This window comes from Bradyrhizobium sp. CSS354 (genome assembly GCF_029051725.1).
GTDB lineage: Bacteria > Pseudomonadota > Alphaproteobacteria > Rhizobiales > Xanthobacteraceae > Bradyrhizobium.
On record NZ_JAACFU010000001.1, the window covers coordinates 326307 to 343421 of the forward strand.

Annotated in this window: 17 protein-coding genes; 7 read left to right on the forward strand and 10 right to left on the reverse strand. The window is 64.4% G+C overall.

Going from position 1 to position 17115, the window contains the following annotated elements:
* Positions 1-74 precede the first annotated feature (74 nt).
* The 6 genes from GWG67_RS01660 to GWG67_RS01685 all read left to right on the forward strand — a co-directional run bounded on the left by GWG67_RS01660 (position 75) and on the right by GWG67_RS01685 (position 4918).
* On the forward strand, positions 75-416 hold the full coding sequence (locus GWG67_RS01660; RefSeq protein ID WP_275167418.1) for a hypothetical protein: 342 nt from the start codon (positions 75-77) through the stop codon (positions 414-416).
* 212 nt (positions 417-628) lie between these two features.
* Positions 629-916 (forward strand): acyl carrier protein, encoded by a 288-nt coding sequence (locus GWG67_RS01665; RefSeq protein ID WP_007592476.1) that lies wholly within the window; start codon positions 629-631, stop codon positions 914-916.
* A 10-nt stretch (positions 917-926) separates the two neighbouring features.
* Entirely contained in the window at positions 927-1397 is a 471-nt protein-coding gene (locus tag GWG67_RS01670; protein WP_007608856.1) for a 3-hydroxyacyl-ACP dehydratase FabZ family protein, read from the forward strand.
* Positions 1394-2599 carry a beta-ketoacyl-ACP synthase gene (locus GWG67_RS01675; RefSeq protein WP_275167419.1) on the forward strand — a complete coding sequence of 402 codons (1206 nt, stop codon included), beginning with the start codon at positions 1394-1396 and terminating at the stop codon, positions 2597-2599. Before GWG67_RS01670 ends, GWG67_RS01675 begins: the two co-directional genes overlap by 4 nt.
* A 100-nt stretch (positions 2600-2699) precedes the next feature.
* On the forward strand, positions 2700-3977 hold the full coding sequence (locus GWG67_RS01680) for a beta-ketoacyl-ACP synthase (RefSeq protein ID WP_027569448.1): 1278 nt from the start codon (positions 2700-2702) through the stop codon (positions 3975-3977).
* Positions 3978-3985: 8 nt separating this feature from the next.
* A complete protein-coding gene (locus GWG67_RS01685; RefSeq protein WP_275167420.1) occupies positions 3986-4918 on the forward strand; it encodes a lipid A biosynthesis lauroyl acyltransferase in 933 nt (310 codons plus the stop codon).
* Between the two features lie 132 nt (positions 4919-5050).
* Here the strand turns inward: GWG67_RS01685 and GWG67_RS01690 are convergent, their stop codons facing one another.
* The 7 genes from GWG67_RS01690 to GWG67_RS01720 all read right to left on the reverse strand — a co-directional run bounded on the left by GWG67_RS01690 (position 5051) and on the right by GWG67_RS01720 (position 13845).
* Positions 5051-6157, reverse strand: a complete 1107-nt coding sequence (locus tag GWG67_RS01690; protein WP_275167421.1) for a polyamine ABC transporter substrate-binding protein — start codon at positions 6155-6157, stop codon at positions 5051-5053.
* 3 nt (positions 6158-6160) lie between these two features.
* Positions 6161-7339, reverse strand: a complete 1179-nt coding sequence (locus GWG67_RS01695) for an aminotransferase (RefSeq protein ID WP_275167422.1) — start codon at positions 7337-7339, stop codon at positions 6161-6163.
* Between the two features lie 8 nt (positions 7340-7347).
* A complete protein-coding gene (locus GWG67_RS01700; protein WP_063996571.1) occupies positions 7348-7674 on the reverse strand; it encodes a rhodanese-like domain-containing protein in 327 nt (108 codons plus the stop codon).
* Positions 7675-7977: 303 nt separating this feature from the next.
* A complete protein-coding gene (locus GWG67_RS01705; RefSeq protein ID WP_275167423.1) occupies positions 7978-9906 on the reverse strand; it encodes a potassium transporter Kup in 1929 nt (642 codons plus the stop codon).
* Positions 9907-10046: 140 nt separating this feature from the next.
* Positions 10047-11945 carry a potassium transporter Kup gene (locus GWG67_RS01710; protein WP_275167424.1) on the reverse strand — a complete coding sequence of 633 codons (1899 nt, stop codon included), beginning with the start codon at positions 11943-11945 and terminating at the stop codon, positions 10047-10049.
* 272 nt (positions 11946-12217) lie between these two features.
* The gene (locus tag GWG67_RS01715) at positions 12218-13048 is read right to left on the reverse strand and encodes a flagellar motor protein MotB (protein WP_007608835.1); all 831 of its coding nucleotides are present in this window, start codon (positions 13046-13048) and stop codon (positions 12218-12220) included.
* 23 nt (positions 13049-13071) lie between these two features.
* A complete protein-coding gene (locus GWG67_RS01720) occupies positions 13072-13845 on the reverse strand; it encodes a motility protein A (protein WP_275167425.1) in 774 nt (257 codons plus the stop codon).
* 326 nt (positions 13846-14171) lie between these two features.
* Here GWG67_RS01720 and GWG67_RS01725 point away from each other — a divergent pair, with 326 nt between their 5' ends.
* Entirely contained in the window at positions 14172-14465 is a 294-nt protein-coding gene (locus tag GWG67_RS01725; RefSeq protein WP_342761013.1) for a hypothetical protein, read from the forward strand.
* An 18-nt stretch (positions 14466-14483) separates the two neighbouring features.
* Here GWG67_RS01725 and GWG67_RS01730 read toward each other — a convergent pair whose 3' ends face one another.
* From GWG67_RS01730 to GWG67_RS01740, 3 genes are all read right to left on the reverse strand, one after another.
* Positions 14484-15203 carry an RraA family protein gene (locus GWG67_RS01730; RefSeq protein WP_275167427.1) on the reverse strand — a complete coding sequence of 240 codons (720 nt, stop codon included), beginning with the start codon at positions 15201-15203 and terminating at the stop codon, positions 14484-14486.
* Positions 15204-15370: 167 nt separating this feature from the next.
* Positions 15371-16252, reverse strand: a complete 882-nt coding sequence (locus GWG67_RS01735; RefSeq protein ID WP_275167428.1) for a phosphatidylcholine/phosphatidylserine synthase — start codon at positions 16250-16252, stop codon at positions 15371-15373.
* Positions 16253-16338: 86 nt separating this feature from the next.
* Positions 16339-17037, reverse strand: a complete 699-nt coding sequence (locus tag GWG67_RS01740) for a phosphatidylserine decarboxylase (RefSeq protein ID WP_275167429.1) — start codon at positions 17035-17037, stop codon at positions 16339-16341.
* Positions 17038-17115 lie beyond the last annotated feature (78 nt).

Consider the following 17115-nt stretch of genomic DNA (forward strand, 5'->3'; position numbering starts at 1 on the left):
TTGAGAAGATTTTCTGCAACGCGTTCACCACCTATGCTATCTAAAAATCGCTGCTTCGGAGTGATCCCTGCACCATGACAACCCAGCGGCCCATAAGCTCGGATGACGAGCACCGGGTGCTCCAGTTCAGGCCGCGCACCTCGCCTTCCCCGACGGGCTACCGCGGCAATGCTACCGTGCAGAAATTGCGCGTCGCGCCCGAGCCGCTCGACCTGTCGCGCTATGAGCAGCCCCGCACTGCACCGGACGATTTCCGCCATCGCATGCTCGCCAACATCGCGGCGCTGGCTTTCACCATCGCACTGACCGCGATCGGGATCTGGCTTGCGGTCAGCATCGCCGACCTGCGCCGGACTCAGGATTGCGTGCTGATGGGCCGCCGCGACTGCGTCAAGATCACGACGCCGCACATCTAGGCGACGGTCCTTAGGCCGGAGCGGCTCAGCCGGGGCGTCCCCAGTCCAGTCCCCACACCCGTCCGGCTCCATTGAACTCAGGGCGGCGCTCCGATATACGGGCTTTCGACCCGGCCAGAGGGGGGTTGAGGGCGTCATCGGGGCGCGATGCCCACCCACCGTTCCACTCTGGACAATCTGACAAATATCTGCAATATATCAAAGGCTTAGTGATGTCCTCCACATTCGATCAGGTCGCTACGATCATCGCTGAAACCTGCGACATCCCGCGCGACACGATCACGCCGGATAGCCACGCCATCGATGACCTCGGCATCGACAGCCTCGATTTCCTGGACATCGCGTTCGCGATCGACAAGCAGTTCGGTATCAAGCTGCCGCTGGAAAAGTGGACCCAGGAGGTCAACGACGGCAAAGCGACCACCGAGCAGTATTTCGTGCTGAAAAACCTGTGCGCCCGCATCGACGAACTGGTTGCGGCCAAGGGCGCGAGCGCCTAAGCGCGCGGTCATGCAACTCGAATACTTCCACATGATAGATCGCGTCGTCGACCTCAACGTCGACGCGAAGACGATTGTCGTCGAGGCTCAGGTCCCGATGGAGAGCACCATCTTCGAGGGGCACTTCCCGGGCTATCCCCTGATGCCCGGCGTGCTCCTGATCGAATCGATGGCGCAGGCCTCGGGCTGGCTTCAGCTTGGCGTGCTCAAATTCGAGCGCATGCCGATCTTGGCCGCTGTCAAGGAGGCCAAGGTCCGCGGCTCGGTCTTCCCCGGCGATCTCATGAGCATCGAGGCGAGCCTTGCCCATCAGGGCTCGGGCTACGCCGTGACCGAAGCCAAGATCAAGGTTGGCGGCAAGCTGCGCGCGAATTCGACGCTGACCTTCACGCAGATTCCCTTTCCCCATGCGGATATGCGCGCCCACATGGACGCGGTCGCCAAACGCGTCGGCTTTCCGCAACAGGCCGTATCGCCATGACCGAGACTGCTTCGAAGCCCGCCCAGACGGAAGTCTGGATCACCGGCATTGGCCTGGCCACCTCGCTCGGCGAGGGCCTGGACGCCAACTGGGCCGCGCTTCAGGAGAAGCGCATCAATGTCGATGAGAAGGGCTTTGCACCCTATATCGTGCACCCCCTGATGCCTGTGACCTTCGACAGCCAGATCCCGAAGAAGGGCGACCAGCGCCAGATGGAAGCCTGGCAGCGCATCGGCACCTATGCGGCCGGGCTTGCGCTCGACTCCGCCGGGATCAAGGGCAACAAGGACATCCTGTCGAAGATCGACATGGTGGTCGCCGCTGGCGGCGGCGAGCGCGATCTCAACGTCGACACCGGCGTGCTCACGGCCGAGGCCAAGGGCGCCAATGCGCCCGGCTTCCTCAACGAGCGGCTGATGAGCGACCTCAGGCCGACGCTGTTCCTGGCCCAGCTCTCCAACCTGCTCGCCGGCAACATCGCTATCGTGCACGGCATTGGCGGCACCTCACGCACCTTCATGGGTGAAGAGGTTGCCGGCGCCGATGCCGCCCGTATTGCATTGTCGCGCATCGCCTCCGGCGAGAGCGACATCGCGCTGATCGGCGGCTCGCACAATGGCGAGCGCAAGGACCTGATGGTCCTCTACGAATTCGGCGACTTCAATCTCAAGCACAAGTTCGCACCCGTGTGGGCGCGCAAGGACCACGCCGGCTTCGCGCTCGGCTCGGCCGGCGCGTTCCTGGTGCTGGAATCGAAGGCGCATGCGGAAGCGCGCGGCGCAAAGCCATTCGCGAAGCTGTCGAGCGTCGTTGCCGACCTCGCCCGGCGCAAGACCCCCGGCGACATGGCCGCGACGCTGGAGAAGCTTTGGGCAAAGTTGCCGAAGCGCGACGGCAAGGGCGCGATCATATCCGGTGCGACCGGCGCTGAGCCGGCGACATCAGAAGAGCACGGCTTCCTGAAGGGCCACGCCGAGTTCCCGGTGCGCTCGACCGGCACGATGTTCGGCCACACCATGGAGACGCAATTCCCGCTCGGCATCGCGCTCGCCGCGCTGTCGATCTCTCGTGGCGCGCTGTTTCCGCCGAACGATTCCACGGGCACCGAGATTGAAATGCAGGGAGCGCCCACCCAGATTGTGGTGGTGGGGGCCGGACACTGGCGCGGCGAAGGCATGGCGCTGGTCGAGGCAGTAAGCTAAAGCGCATTGCGCTTTTGGCAGGTTATTGATTGGGCATGATCTTCTCGGAAAACCGCGTCACGCTTTTTCGGATCATGCTCCAGCTCAAGCGGGGATCGACATGACTGCACCACGCGACAAACTCGGGCGCCCCGTCGTCGTCGTCACCGGCATGGGCATTATGACCTCGCTGGGCAACGGCAAGACCGACAATTGGGCGAAGCTCGTCGCCGGCGAATCCGGCATCCGCACCATCACGCGCTTTCCGGTGGACGGCCTGAAAACGACGATGGCCGGCACGGTGGATTTCGTCAGCGTCGATCCGTTCTCCTCCACCGGGCTGTCCGAGCGGATGGCCGAACTGGTGACGCAGGAGGCGCTGGACCAGGCCGGCATCGGCGCCAAGGCGGATTTCCCGGGTCCTCTCTTCCTTGCGGTCGCACCTGTGGAAGTCGAATGGCCGCAGCGCCGCGAGCTCGGCCGCGCCGTTGGTAAGCTCGACTTCAATTACGACGATCTGCTGCGCATCTCTGGCGGCGGCAAGTACAGCGCCTATCACCACCGCTTCATGTTCGGCTCGGTCGCGGCCTACCTCGCGGAGACCTTCGGCACCAAGGGCTCGCCGATCTCGTTGTCGACGGCCTGCGCTTCGGGCGCGACCTCGATCCAGCTCGGCGTCGAGGCGATCCGCCGCGGCGAAACCGATGCCGCCCTGTGCGTGGCGACCGACGGCACCGTCAATCCGGAGGCGCTGGTGCGCTTCTCGCTGCTCTCGGCGCTGTCGACCCAGAACGATCCTCCGCAGGCGGCCTCCCGTCCCTTCTCCAAGAACCGCGACGGTTTTGTCATGGCCGAAGGCGCAGGTGCGCTGGTGCTCGAAAGCTATGAAGCGGCCACCGCGCGCGGCGCAAAAATCCTCGGCGTGATCGCCGGCTGCGGCGAACTCACCGATTCCTTCCATCGCACCCGCTCGTCGCCCGACGGCAAGCCGATCATCGGCTGCATGAACAAGACGCTGGCCGACGCCGGCATGACGCCGGACCAGATCGACCACATCAACGCGCACGGCACCGCGACGCCCGAGAACGACAAGATGGAGTACAATACGACATCGGCCGTGTTCGGCGATCTCGTCTCGAAGATTCCGGTCACCTCCAACAAGTCGATGGTCGGCCACACCATCTCGGCCGCCGGCGCGGTCGAGGCGATCTTCTCGCTGCTGACGCTGGAGCATCAGCGCATCCCGCCGACGATCAACTACGACAATCCGGATCCCACGATCCTGTTCGACGTCGTCGGCAACAAGGCACGCGATGCCCGCGTCACCGCAGTGATGTCGAACTCGTTTGGCTTCGGCGGCCAGAACGCCTCGCTGATCCTGACCCGCGAACCGGCCTGACCGGACGCATGGCGCTGCTTCCTGCGAGGACGAAGGCCCGCGCGCGGGAGACGGCCAAATCGATCGGTGGAGGCCTGATCGGCGCTGCCACCGTCGGCATGTTGCGCACCACGCGTTATTTCGATCCGGCCAAGACCTCGGAGTTTTTCGCACGCGTCACCAGGCTGATCGGGCCGCGCCTGCGCGAGCACCGCATCGGCCGCGCCAATCTCGCCGCCGCGTTTCCGGACAAGCCGCCCGAGGAAATCGAATCCATCCTGATGGGCGTCTGGGACAATCTCGGTCGCGTCGGCGCCGAATTCGCCCATATGGACCACGTCTGGGATTATGACCGCGATCATCCGGAAAACAGTCGGATCGAACTGCCCAGCCGCAGCATCGAGCTGTTCGATCAAATCCGCGACGACGGCAAGCCGGCGCTGATCTTCGCCGCGCATCTGGCCAATTGGGAATTGCCGGCGCTCGCCGCGGTCGCACACGGGCTCGATGCGGCAATCCTCTACCGCCGCCCGAATATCGCCTCCGCCGACCGCATCATCCAGGAGATGCGCCAAGTCAACATGGGCACGCTGATCCCGGCGGGGCGCGACGCGCCGCTGCGGCTTGCGCAGGCGCTCAAGGACGGCAAGCACGTCGCGATGCTGATCGACCAGTATCTGACCGGCGGCGTCGAGGTCACCTTCTTCGGCCGCAAGACCCGCGCCAATCCGATGCTGGCGCGCCTGTTGCGCCAGGTCGAATGCCCGATCCACGGCGTCCGCGTCATCCGCCTTCCCGGCGGCCGCTTCACCGCCGAGATCACCGAAGAGGTCCAGCCGGTGCGCGACGCCGACGGCAGGATCGACATCCAGGGCACCACCCAGGCGATCACCAGCGTGGTGGAAGGTTGGGTCCGCGAGCATCCCGAGCAGTGGCTGTGGCTACACCGACGTTGGCGGTGATCCTGTTTCGTCATTGCGAGCGACTTGTCCGCCGTAGCTCGAAGAGCGAAGGCGGAAGCGAAGCTCCAGACTCCCTCTGCGGAAAGATTCTGGATTGCTTCGTCGCTTCGCTCCTCGCAATGACGGGCGCGATTACCGTCCCGTCTTCACCCTGGTCCAGAGCCTATTGATGACCCGCTGGGTCGCCGGCTCGCGGGCCGTGATGACGAACAGCTTTGCGAGCGTTGCCTCGTCCGGATAGATATTCTTGTCGTTCAATATTTTCGGATCGACCAGCTTCTGGCTGGCGAGGTTGCCGTTGGCGTAGGACAGGAAGTCCGTATTCTTGGCGGCCACGTCCGGACGGTAGAGATAGTTGATCAGCTCGTAGGCTTCCGCGACGTTCTTCGCATCGGCGGGGATCGCGAGATTGTCGAAGAACATCTGCGCGCCCTCCTTCGGGATGGCGTAGCCGATCTCGATGCCGCTCTTGACTTCGGCAGCGCGGGCGCGGGCCTGCATGATGTCGCCGGACCAGCCGGCCACGAAGCAGATCTCGCCGGTGGCGAGCGCGCTTAGATATTCGGACGAATGAAACTTGCGCACGGAGGGCCGCACCTTGGCGACGACATCGGCGGCCTTCTCGAGTTCGGCCTGCTTGGTCGAGTTCGGATCGAGCCCAAGATAATTCAACGCCGCCGGAAAGATGTCGTCGGCGGAATCGAGCATGTGCACGCCGCAGTCTTTGAATTTTGCGAGGTTCTCCGGCTTGAACACGATGTCCCAGCTATCGATCTTCGCATCCGCTCCGAGAATCTGCTTCAGCTTGGCGACGTTGTAGCCGATGCCCGTCGTGCCCCACATGTAATTGGCGGCGTAGACATTGCCGGGGTCGTAGATCGCGAGACGTTCGGTCACCACCGGCCAGGCATTGGCCAGGTTCGGCAGCTTCGACTTGTCGAGCTTCTGGAAGATGTTGGCCTTGATCTGGCGCTGGAGGAAATAGGCGGTGGGCACCACGACGTCATAGCCGGACTTGCCGGCCATCAAGCGCGTCTCCAGGGTCTCGTTGGCGTCAAAAGTGTCGTAGACCACCTTGATGCCGGTCTCCTTGGTGAAGGCCTCGAGGACATCGGGGGCCACGTAGTTCGACCAGTTGTAGAAGTTGACGACCCGCTCCTCGGCCCCTGCGGGGGCGGAGAGCAACGTCAGCGCGGCGGCGATCGCGAGGCCAAAACCAAAGCGGCTGACGATCGTCATCTCCTACCTCTTGCGCCCGCGCACCGCGTCCGACAGCCGCTCCAGCGCGGTATCGAGCGTCTCGTCCTTCTTGGCAAAGCAGAAGCGCACCACCGAGGTCACAGGATCCTGCTCGTAGAAGGCCGACACCGGGATTGCCGCGACCTTGTAGTCCTTCACAATCCGCCAGCAGAACTCGGTGTCGCTCTCGTTCAGCCCCAGCGGCGACAGGTCAACGGTGAGGAAGTAGGTGCCCTGCGACTTCAGCACCGGGAAGCCGAGGCTCTCCAGTCCCTTGGCGAGACGGTCCCTGCTCCGCGCCAGGTCCTTGCGCATCGACAGGAAATACTCGTCCGGCTTGCCGAGGCCGTAGGCGACGGCGGCCTGGAGGTTCGGCGCGGTGGTGAAGGTCAGGAACTGGTGCACCTTGGCGGCAACGCGCAGCAGCGGCGGCGCGGCGCAGACGAAGCCGATCTTCCAGCCCGTCAGCGAAAAAATCTTGCCGGCCGAACCGACCTTGATGGTGCGGTCGCGCATGCCGGGGATGGTGATCAGCGGGATGTGCTTGTGCTCGTCGAAGGTGACGTGCTCCCAGACCTCGTCGCAGATCGCGATGACGTCGAACTCCTGGCAGTAGCGCGCCAGCAGCTCGAGGTCCTCGCGCGGAAACACCACCGCGGACGGATTCAGGGGGTTGTTGAAGAGCACCGCCTTGGTCTTTGAATTGAAGACGCTTTTCAGCATGTCCTCATTCAGCCGCCAATGCGGCGGCTCAAGCCGGACCAGGCGCGGAATGCCGCCGGCCTGGCGAATGATCGGCAGATAGGAATCGTACACCGGCTGGAAGCACACCACTTCGTCACCGGGCTGGACCACGGCGAGGATGGCCGAGGTCAGGGCCTCGGTGCCGCCGGAGGTCACCATCACCTCGCTCATCGGATCGAGCTTGAGGCCGTGCCAGTGGCCGTAATGGGTCGCGATCGCCTGGCGCAGTTCCGGCAGGCCCATCATCGACGGGTACTGGTTGTAGCCGTTCAGCGAGGCATCGGCCGCGGCGCGGCGGATGTCCTCGGGGCCGGGATCATCGGGGAAGCCCTGCCCGAGATTGATGGCGGCATTGTCGCGCGCGGCTTGCGACATTGCCTCGAAGATGGTGACGGGAAGGTCCGCGAAGACCTTGTTGAGGGACGAGCTCTTGGACATCGGCGGGGTCAGCCGCCGACCTTGCTGGGAAGACCCGCCGCCTTCCAGCCGAGCATGCCTCCGGCCAGATGCTTGTCGTAAGGCAGGCCCGCGGCCTGCGCCGCCAGCGAGGCCGTCACCGAACGCTTGCCCGAGCGGCAGGCGAACACGACCTCCTTACCCTCGGGATCGGGGATCGCTTTGGGATCGAAGGTCGAGAGCGGCACGACCACGCCGTAGGGATAAGCCTCGGCCTCGACCTCGTTCGGCTCGCGCACGTCGACGAGGAGATAGCGCCCTTCCGCGACACCCTTGGAGACCTCGTCCGGGGTCAGATCCTGTACTTGATTTGCCACATCATCCTCCAACGTCGCGGGCCGCTGCCGGGGCGATCCCGGCGGCCGGCAACCTCGCCTCTCGGCCGGTGAAAATCAAGCGCTACAAAGGCTTGAGCTGCCTTGCGCAAGTTAAAGCTAAATCGCAGCGACTTGAAGCGCGACCTTCAGGATGCCTGAAGCTCCTGCTTCACACCCTCACCGCTAACTCGGTGTCATTCCCCGCGAAAGCGGGGAATCCAGTACGCCGCGGCCTCCCCGTATCTACGCACGTTCTCTGGATACTGGATCGCCCGGTCAAGCCGGGCGATGACAGCGGCGGAGCTAAATGGTGACCTGGGTGCCGACCTCAACGACGCGACCGGAGGGGATCTGGAAATAGTCGGTGGCGTCGTTGGCGGAACGGCTGAGCGAGATGAACAGCCGGTCCTGCCAGCGCGGCATGCCGGAATGGGCGGCCGGCTTGAGCGCCCTCCGCGACAGGAAGAACGAGGTCGACATGATGTCGAACTGCCAGCCGAGCTTGCGGGCGATCGCCAGCGCCTTCGGCACGTTGGGCGATTCCATGAAGCCGAACTTCAGCGTCACCTTGGAGAAGGTCGGCGAGATCTGCTCCAGCTTCACCCGCTCGGCCGGATCGATGCGCGGGGTCTGTGCGGTCTCGATGGTGAGAATGACGTTCTTCTCGTGCAGCACCTTGTAGTGCTTCAGACTGTGCATCAGCGCGGTCGGGGCGCTGAGGGGATCGCTGGTCAGGAACACGGCGGTGCCGGGCACGCGTTGCGGCGGCCGCTTCTCGAGCATCGCCACGAGGTCGGCGAGCGGGAATTCGAGCTTGCGCGACTTCTCGAACAGCAGCCGACTGCCGCGCCGCCACGTGTACATCAGGATGATCATGAGCGCGCCGAGCGCCAGCGGCACCCAGCCCCCCTCGAATACCTTGAGCAGATTGGCGGCTAGGAAGGTGAGGTCGAGGAACAGGAACGGCGCGATCAGGGCGGCAGCCGTGAACGGCGACCACCGCCAGACCTTCCAGATCACCACGAAGCCCATCATCGCCGTGACGACCATGGTCCCGGTGACGGAGATGCCGTAGGCCGAGGCCAGCGCGCTGGAGGAGCGGAACAAGAGCACCAGCAGGACCACCGCGACCAGCAGGAGCTGGTTGATGCGCGGGATGAAGATCTGGCCCGAATGGGCTTCGGACGTATGGCGAATTTCAAACCGCGGCAACAGACCGAGCTGGATCGCCTGACGCGTCAGCGAATAGGCACCGGTGATGACCGCTTGGCTCGCGATGACAGTTGCGGCGGTCGCCAGCACGACCATGCAGCCGCGGAAAAAACCTTGCGGAAAGAGCTGGAAGAACGGGCTGACGATCGCGCCGGGGTCGCCGAGCACGAGGGCGCCCTGCCCCAGATAGTTCAATGCCAGCGACGGCACCACGATGAACAGCCAGGCGGTCTGGATCGGTCGCTTGCCGAAATGGCCGAGGTCGGCATAGAGCGCCTCGGCACCGGTGACCGCCAGGAACACCGCGCCGAGCGTCACAAAGCCTATGATGCCGTGGTGGATCATGAAGGACACGGCGTAGAGCGGGTTCAGCGCGAACAGCACCTGCGGCTGCTCGATGATCGGATGGATCGCCGCAATCGCGATCACAGCGAACCAGACGCACATGATCGGCCCGAAGAAGGCGGCGACGCGAGCGGTCCCGCGGGATTGCACGGCAAACAGACCGACCAGGATGATCACGGTCAGCGGTACGATGTAGGGCTCGAAGTGCAGCGTGATGTCCTTCATGCCTTCGATCGCCGACAGCACCGAGAGCGCCGGCGTGATCACGGCGTCGCCGTAGAACAGGGCGCCGGAAATGATGCCGAGCAGGACGATGGTGGCTCCGCGGGTGCCGACTGCGCGCTGGGCCAGCGCCATCAGCGCCAACGTGCCGCCCTCGCCGTTGTTGTCGGCACGGAGCAGGATCACGACGTATTTGAGCGTCACCACGACGATGAGCGCCCACAGGATCAGGGAGAGCACGCCGAGCACGGCTGCCGGCGTCGGCACCCCCTCCGCGCCAGAGGCCGCCATGACGGCTTCGCGGAACGCGTAGAGCGGGCTGGTGCCGATATCGCCATAGACGACGCCGATGCTGCCGAGTGTCAGCGCACCGAAACGGGCGGTGGTGTGGGCATCGCCATGCCCATTGGCCGCCGCCGTTTCCGGGGCGGAAATCGCTACATCACTTGTCATGGGAGAGCCTGATGGCCTCTAAAATGCTTCACTGCACAACGGCAGAAGGGCGCGCGGCTTATAGGCCTGCGCTACCGGCATAGCCTAGCCCGATTTCGGGGCTTAGGCATGCAATTTCGCATAGCTTCGCCGGCCGCCTCTTAGATGGTGACCTGGGTTCCGACTTCAACCACCCGTCCGGTGGGAATCTGGAAATAGTCGGTGGCGTCGTTGGCGGACCGGCTCAGCGCGATGAACAAATGGTCCTGCCAAAGCGGCATGCCGGACTGCGCCGACGCCTTCAGTGAGCGCCGGGACACGAAGAACGACGTCGACATGATGTCGAACTGCCAGCCCTGCTTGCGCGCGATCGCAAGCGCCTTGGGCACATTCGGCTGCTCCATGTAACCGAAGCGCAGGCGGACCTTGAAGAACTTGTCGCTGATCTTCTCCATCCGGAAACGCTCCGACAGATCAACCCGCGGCGTATGCGCGGTCTCGATCGTCAGGACCACGTTATACTCGTGCAGCACCTTGTTGTGCTTGAGATTGTGCAGCAGCGCGGTCGGCACAAAAGAGGGATCGCTGGTCAGGAACACCGCGGTGCCCTTGACGATATGCGGCGGCCGCTTCTCCAGGCTCCGGATCAGATCGTCCAGCGGCACCTCGATGCGGCGTGTTTTCTGGATCAGGATCCCCGACCCTCGCCGCCAGGTCCAGATTGTCCCGGCCATGATGACGCCGAACAGCAGCGGCACCCAGGCGCCTTCCAGCAGCTTCAGAAGGTTCGCGCTGAAGAAGCTGATGTCGACCACGACGAAGGGCAGGATCACGGCTGCGGCCGTCGCGGCGCGCCAGTTCCACAATTTCCAGATCACGATGAAGCCCATGATGCCGTCGGCAACCATGGTGGTGGAGACCGCGATGCCGTAGGCGGATGCCAGGTTGCTGGGGGTGTGGAACAACAGCACCAGCAGCATCACACCAATGAGGAGCAGCCGGTTTACCCGCGGCAGATAGATCTGGCCGGCGTGGGTTTCCGAGGTGAAGCGCACCTCGAAGCGCGGCAGGAGGCCGAGTTGCACAGCCTGATAGACCAGCGAATAGGCTCCGGTGATCACCGCCTGGCTCGCGATCACGGTCGCGGCGGTCGCAAGCCCGACCAGCGGCAGCACGAAGTGCTCGGGCACCATGCGGTAGAAGGAATGTTCGATCGCGCTGGGATCGGACAGCACCAGTGCGCCCTGCCCGAAATAGTTGATCAGGAGCGAGGGCAGCACGAAGAACATCCAGGCCGACTGGATCGGCTTGCGGCCGAAATGGCCAAGATCTGCGTAAAGCGCCTCGCCGCCGGTCACCGCCAGGAACACCGCGCCCAGCGTCACCAGGCCGATGGTGCCGTGCGACAGCAGGAATTGCAGCGCGTAATAGGGATTGATCGCAGCGAGTACCGACGGATCGTCGGCGATGTGAATGGCGCCCAGCACGGCAAGAACTGTGAACCAGACGACCATCACCGGCCCGAAGGCCGAGGCCACCAGCGCCGTCCCCTTGCTCTGGACCGCGAACAGCAGCGCCAGGATGAGAACGGTCAGGGGAACGACATAGTGCTCGAAGGCAGGAGTTGCGAGTTTCAGACCCTCGACCGCCGACAGCACCGAGATCGCCGGCGTGATCATGGAATCGCCGATGAACATGGAGGCGCCGACGACGCCGAGCGCCGTCAGGAACCAGCTCCGCCGCCCGAGCGCGCGCTGGCCGAGCGCCATGAGGGAAAGCGTGCCGCCCTCCCCGTTGTTGTCGGCGCGCAGCAGCAGCAGAACGTATTTGGCGGTGACGACGATCAGCAGCGCCCACAGGATCAGCGAGAGCACGCCGAGCACCATGACCCGCGAGACCGGCTGGCCATGAGCCGCGCCCCTGACCGCCTCGTGAAATGCGTAAAGTGGCGACGTGCCGATGTCGCCGAAGACGACGCCGATGCTCCCGAGCGTCAGGCCCCAGAAACCAGAGGTGACCGGCCCGTCCTGAGCTTCGGTCGATGTGATGCTCGCCGTCATATGAAACTGGAACGCTTCTGCCCGAGAATTGATCCGGCGCCTTTTGACGGTTCCGGCGCCCCTGTCAATCGGCACATCACCATAGCAGGCGCCGGGGCAGATGCTGTGACGCCGCAGCAACGGTCGTCGCCCACGCGACGACATGCCTCAGGTACGATGGTGGCACAAGAGCCCTGAGCCTTTCCGTCCCGATTGAAGCGGAACGGGCTCTACATCCTTGTTTTGTCGCGTTTTCTTCAGACGAAGCGGCGTCCGCCTCGCTCGGAGACGTCCTAAGGCTTCAGATTCGGCGGCAGCGGCGGATCTTCACGCATCAGGGTGATGGTCACCCGCCGGTTGGCGGCAAGCGACGGATCGTCCGGGAACAGCGGCTGGGTGTCCGCCTTGCCGGAGACGGCAAAGACATGGGCGCCCGGCAGGCCCTCGCGTTCGAGGATCTGACGGACGGCATTGGCGCGGTCGGCCGACAGGTCGAAGGCACCGTAGTCGCTGCGGGTCGGCACAAATCCAGCCGCGGTGTGGCCGGCGATGGAGACGCGCAGCGGCGTCGCCTTGAGCGGAACAGCGAGCTTCTCGATCAAGCGGCGGGTGCGGTCATAGGGCACTTTGGAGCCGTCGGCGAACATCGAGCGGCCGTCCTGGTCCACGATCTCGAGGTTGAGGCCCTGCTTGGTCTCCTCGAACATGATGTGCTTGGACATCTCGGTCAGTTCCGGCATGTCCTGCAACGCCTGGCGCAGCGAGGCCGCCGCCAGCGCAAAATTGCGGTCGACCTTGATCTTGGCGCCCGACGTGCGGTCACGATCCTCCTGGTCCGGCGTCGGCGTGTTGGAGGAGTCCTCGGGCTGAATGTGATCGACGTTCTTCAGCCGAGGGCGGGTCGGCAGGCCGTCGGACTCGACAATACCGGAATAGCGCGCTTCGGTCTGGACACCAAAGGCGTCGCGCATTGAGCCTGCGACGACCTTCAGCTTGTTGGCATCCTGGGTCGAAAACGCGACAAGCATCACGAAGAAGCTCATCATCAGGCCCATCAGGTCGGCGAAGGTCACGAACCAGCCGTGACCGCCTCCGTGTGAATCGCCGCGCTTCTTCTTGGCCATATCTCAAATCCCGGCGGGCAGAATCAGGCCGGAACCGGCTCGCCTTCGGCGTGGCGGTGCTTCTCGGGCAGATAGGCCAGCAGCATTTCGCGGACCAACGTCGGACTCTTGGAGTCGCGGATCATCAGGATGCCGTCGATGATCAGCGTGCGGTTGGTCTCTTCGTCCAGGAGCTTGCCATGCAGCTTGTCCGCGATCGGGGTACAGAACAGGTTGGCGACCAGCGCGCCGTAGAGAGTCGCGAGCAGCGCGGTCGCCATGAACGGGCCGAGCTTTGACGGGTCGGTCATGTTGGCGAACATCTGCACCATGCCGATCAGCGTGCCGACCATGCCAAAGGCCGGGGCGCAGTCGCCGATGGCGCGGTAGATCTTGCTGCCTTCGTCCAGATGCATCAAGAAATTGTCGCGGTCGCGCTCGAGATTGTCGCGAATGAAATCGAGGTCGTAGCCGTCGGCGACGTAGCGGATGCCCTTGGCCAGGAACGGCTCGTCGGTCTCTACTTTTTCCAGCCCCACCGGGCCCTGCTTGCGGGCGATCTCGGCGATGCGGGCGAGCTCGTCGACCAGATCGTGCGCCGACAGACGGCTCATTGTGAAGGCAAATTTGGCGCCGAGCGGCAGGCCATGGATCAGCGTCGAGAGCGGAAAGCGGATCATGGTCGCAGCCGTCGAGCCGCCGAAGATGATGATCATCGCATGCTCGGAGACGAACATGTGGAGATCGCCGCCCAGCAGCATCATCGTCGCGATGACGATAATGCCCGCCACGAGCCCGATGCTCGTCATGATATCCATGGGAGACTCCAACGCGAACGCAACAACGGCCGTCCTGGCCGATGGCGCGGCCCAACCCCGAACCGCATCGGAGACCCTAGTGAGCCGCGATTAAAGACGCGTAAAGGTTAAGTTGAGCCGTCGCGCCTGGCGGCCGCAGCGCGCTGAAAGGCGCCGGCTTTTGCCGACTGCCGACAGGGATTTCAACATTTTGCTAACCATACGGCGCCGCGCACCCATCACCGTGCGTGCGCGAAACCTTCGGCTGCGGCCCTGCGCCACATCGGGCGCGACCGATCAGTTGGTATTCTGGACCGGACCGGCACCTCATGGCGGAAGGCATCGCAATGGTGACGCTGTTCAGTCTTCTCACCGCGCTTCCCGCAGTGCTGGCGCTCCACATGCTCGAACCCGAGCTCGTCTTGCCGGCGTTCAGCGTGCTGCTCTTTGTCGAGGCGGCCCTGGCCGTGATCGCAGCGCGCCTGATCCAGATGCCGGACAATGCGGAAGATATCACCCTGTGGGATTTTGCCGGCGGCTTCACCTTGATCGGATGCGCTGCCGCGGTATTCGGCGAGCCAGATCAAGCCGCCCTGTTCCTGACGGACCAGGGCGGCCTGCGAGCAACGTCGCAGCCGTAGATCGTTCCGGTCCGGCCGTTAGTGGATCTCCGCCGACCGCTTCAGTGCGGCCTTCAGCTTCTCCAGCGAGAAGTCGGGGCTGCGGGCGATTTCGAGGATCGGCGTCTCGCGGCGGCCGCAGAGCTCGGCGGCCTCGGGCAGCTTTGCGGCGATGTCGCGCGGGATCACGATGGCGCCGTGCAGATCGGCGTGGATCAGGTCGTCCGACTTCACGGTCATGCCCGCAACGCGCACCTCGCCGCCAAAGCTCTCGGCATGCACCCACGCATGCGACGGTCCGATCGAGCCGGCCAGCGCCTGGAATCCAGGTGCCCATTGCGGGATGTCGCGGATCGAGCCGTCAGTGATCACGCCGAGACAGCCGAGCGCCTTGTGCACGTTGCTCTGGACCTCGCCCCAGAACGCACCGTAGCCGACGTCGGGACCGTCGATGTCCTGGATCACCGAGATGCGCGGACCATGGCCGGTCCCGACATATTCGTAATATTCGATGCGGCGCTTGGACTGCTCTTCCGGCGGTAGCGAATTTTTCAGCACCGAGCGGATCGCGACCGTGCGGGCGTAGCCGACGATCGGCGGCAGATCGGGGAATGGGCAGACCAGTGGCTTGGTGGTGTAGCCGATCAGCCGCCGCTCGGGCGCCACGATCTCCATGGCATTGCAGATCGTCGGGGTGTCATAGCGGCCCAGCGCTTCGAGGACGGAAGCGGGCAGCGGCCCGGTCGCAGTATTCGTCACGGCGTTCTCTCCCAGATTGGCGGCCGCTGTTGGCGCGGTGTCGCCGGCACCTGGCGATATAGCCGAGATCGGGTCTCAACCCAACTCGGGGCGCCTCATGGCAGATATCCAAGTCTTGTTGATCAGTGGCTTGCTGCTCAGCGCCTTGCTGCTTAGTGCCCTGCCGCTCAGTGCAAGCGGTCGGGCCGATCGTCGCCGCGCGGCGGCTCCGACAGGTTTGTCAGCGTCGGTGCCGACGGCGGCGACGAGACTTCGCCTCCTGCCGACCCGGTGGCTTCCAACGCGCGCGCCTGATCGCGATAGGATTTGTAGCCGAGCGGCAAAGCGAGGAGATACAGCACCGTGCCGATCGACAGCACGTGCCAGGGATAGGCGATCAGCAGCGCGATGAAGACGATGACTGCGACGAACGCAGGCAGCACCAGTTCGGGCGGCACCCGCATGCGCTTGGTCTTGCCGGAGAACACCGGTAGGCGCGACACCATCAGGAAGGCGATCAGCAGCGTATACGCAGCCGTCACCGCCGCAGGCAGCCGGCCGAGATCGAGGAACGCGACATAGATCGGCAGCAGTACCGTGATCGCGCCGGCCGGCGCCGGGACGCCGGTGAAGAAATTGGCGGCGAAGGCCGGCTTGTTGGGATCGTCCATGGTGGCATTGAAGCGCGCCAGGCGGAGGCCACCGGAGATCGCAAACACCATGGCGGCGATCCAGCCGGCATTGCCGAGCTCGTGCAGCTGCCAGAAATACAGCATCAGGCCGGGCGCCACGCCGAAATTGACGAAGTCGGCGAGGCTGTCGAGTTCGGCGCCGAACTTGGACTGCCCCTTGATCATGCGCGCGATGCGGCCGTCGATGCCGTCGAGCGCCGCCGCGAACACGATGGCGTAGACCGCGAGCGACATCCGCCCCTCGATCGAGAGCCGGATCGAGGTCAGGCCGGCGCAGATCGCCAGCAGCGTGATGACGTTGGGCACCAGCATGCGCACCGGGATCGGGCGGAACCGCCGCCGGCGTACGTCTGGATCTCTAGAGTCGTAGGGCGTCATGGCTCGTCCTCACCTTGAGGCGAGATATAGCAAGCCGCGTTCCCCTCCGCCATTGCGGCGGAAGGCCCCTCAGGCCGACTTATTGGTTAATTGGCGCGATAGGCGCGGCTCGGGTCGTCTCCGGCGAGATCGGCCAGAATCGTCTCGCCGGCGATCGCCGTCTGCCCTTCCGAGACCAGCGCCTTGGTGCCCAGCGGCAGATAGACGTCGAGCCGCGAGCCGAAGCGGATCAGGCCGAAACGCTCGCCGGCGCCGATCGCCTGCCCCTCTTTGACGAAGCAGACGATGCGCTTGGCGACCAGGCCCGCGATCTGGATCACGCCGATCCGCGCCGTTGGCGTCGTGATCACCAGCGAGTTGCGCTCATTGTCCTCGCTCGCCTTGTCCAGCTCGGCATTGATGAACAGGCCGGGGCGGTAGGCAATACGGTCCACCCGGCCCGCGATCGGGCTGCGGTTCACGTGGCAGTTGAACACGCTCATGAACACCGAGACGCGCGGCAGCGGCCGGTCGCCGAGCCCAAGCTCGGCCGGCGGCAGCGCCATGGTGATCATCGAGACCCGGCCGTCGGCCGGCGACACCACGAGCCCCTCGCGCACCGGCGTCACCCTGACGGGGTCGCGGAAGAACAGCGCGCACCACACGGTCAGGATGGTGCCGATCCACCCCAAAGGCGACCACAGCCAGAACAGGACGAGGCTTGCCAGCGCAAAGCCACCGATGAAGGGATAACCCTCCTTGTGGATCGGCGGGATCTGACGCTGGATCGAATCGAGAATGGACATCGCTATTGCCGCTCAGGGTTGATGGCGCAGGTCGTCCCGCGCGGTGGTGTTGTTTAGGCCAGAGTTGGGACCGGAGAC

Bases quoted from the DNA above. Each gene is read 5' to 3' on its own strand.
- GWG67_RS01720 (WP_275167425.1), bottom strand. From the start codon at position 13,845: ATGGATATCATGACGAGCATCGGGCTCGTGGCGGGCATTATCGTCATC.
- GWG67_RS01735 (WP_275167428.1), bottom strand. From the start codon at position 16,252: ATGACGCCCTACGACTCTAGAGATCCAGACGTACGCCGGCGGCGGTTC.
- GWG67_RS01710 (WP_275167424.1), bottom strand. From the start codon at position 11,945: ATGACGGCGAGCATCACATCGACCGAAGCTCAGGACGGGCCGGTCACC.
- GWG67_RS01690 (WP_275167421.1), bottom strand. From the start codon at position 6,157: ATGACGATCGTCAGCCGCTTTGGTTTTGGCCTCGCGATCGCCGCCGCG.
- GWG67_RS01725 (WP_342761013.1), top strand. From the start codon at position 14,172: ATGGTGACGCTGTTCAGTCTTCTCACCGCGCTTCCCGCAGTGCTGGCG.
- GWG67_RS01680 (WP_027569448.1), top strand. From the start codon at position 2,700: ATGACTGCACCACGCGACAAACTCGGGCGCCCCGTCGTCGTCGTCACC.
- GWG67_RS01675 (WP_275167419.1), top strand. From the start codon at position 1,394: ATGACCGAGACTGCTTCGAAGCCCGCCCAGACGGAAGTCTGGATCACC.
- GWG67_RS01665 (WP_007592476.1), top strand. From the start codon at position 629: ATGTCCTCCACATTCGATCAGGTCGCTACGATCATCGCTGAAACCTGC.
- GWG67_RS01705 (WP_275167423.1), bottom strand. From the start codon at position 9,906: ATGACAAGTGATGTAGCGATTTCCGCCCCGGAAACGGCGGCGGCCAAT.
- GWG67_RS01670 (WP_007608856.1), top strand. From the start codon at position 927: ATGCAACTCGAATACTTCCACATGATAGATCGCGTCGTCGACCTCAAC.
- GWG67_RS01685 (WP_275167420.1), top strand. From the start codon at position 3,986: ATGGCGCTGCTTCCTGCGAGGACGAAGGCCCGCGCGCGGGAGACGGCC.
- GWG67_RS01740 (WP_275167429.1), bottom strand. From the start codon at position 17,037: ATGTCCATTCTCGATTCGATCCAGCGTCAGATCCCGCCGATCCACAAG.
- GWG67_RS01715 (WP_007608835.1), bottom strand. From the start codon at position 13,048: ATGGCCAAGAAGAAGCGCGGCGATTCACACGGAGGCGGTCACGGCTGG.
- GWG67_RS01695 (WP_275167422.1), bottom strand. From the start codon at position 7,339: ATGTCCAAGAGCTCGTCCCTCAACAAGGTCTTCGCGGACCTTCCCGTC.
- GWG67_RS01660 (WP_275167418.1), top strand. From the start codon at position 75: ATGACAACCCAGCGGCCCATAAGCTCGGATGACGAGCACCGGGTGCTC.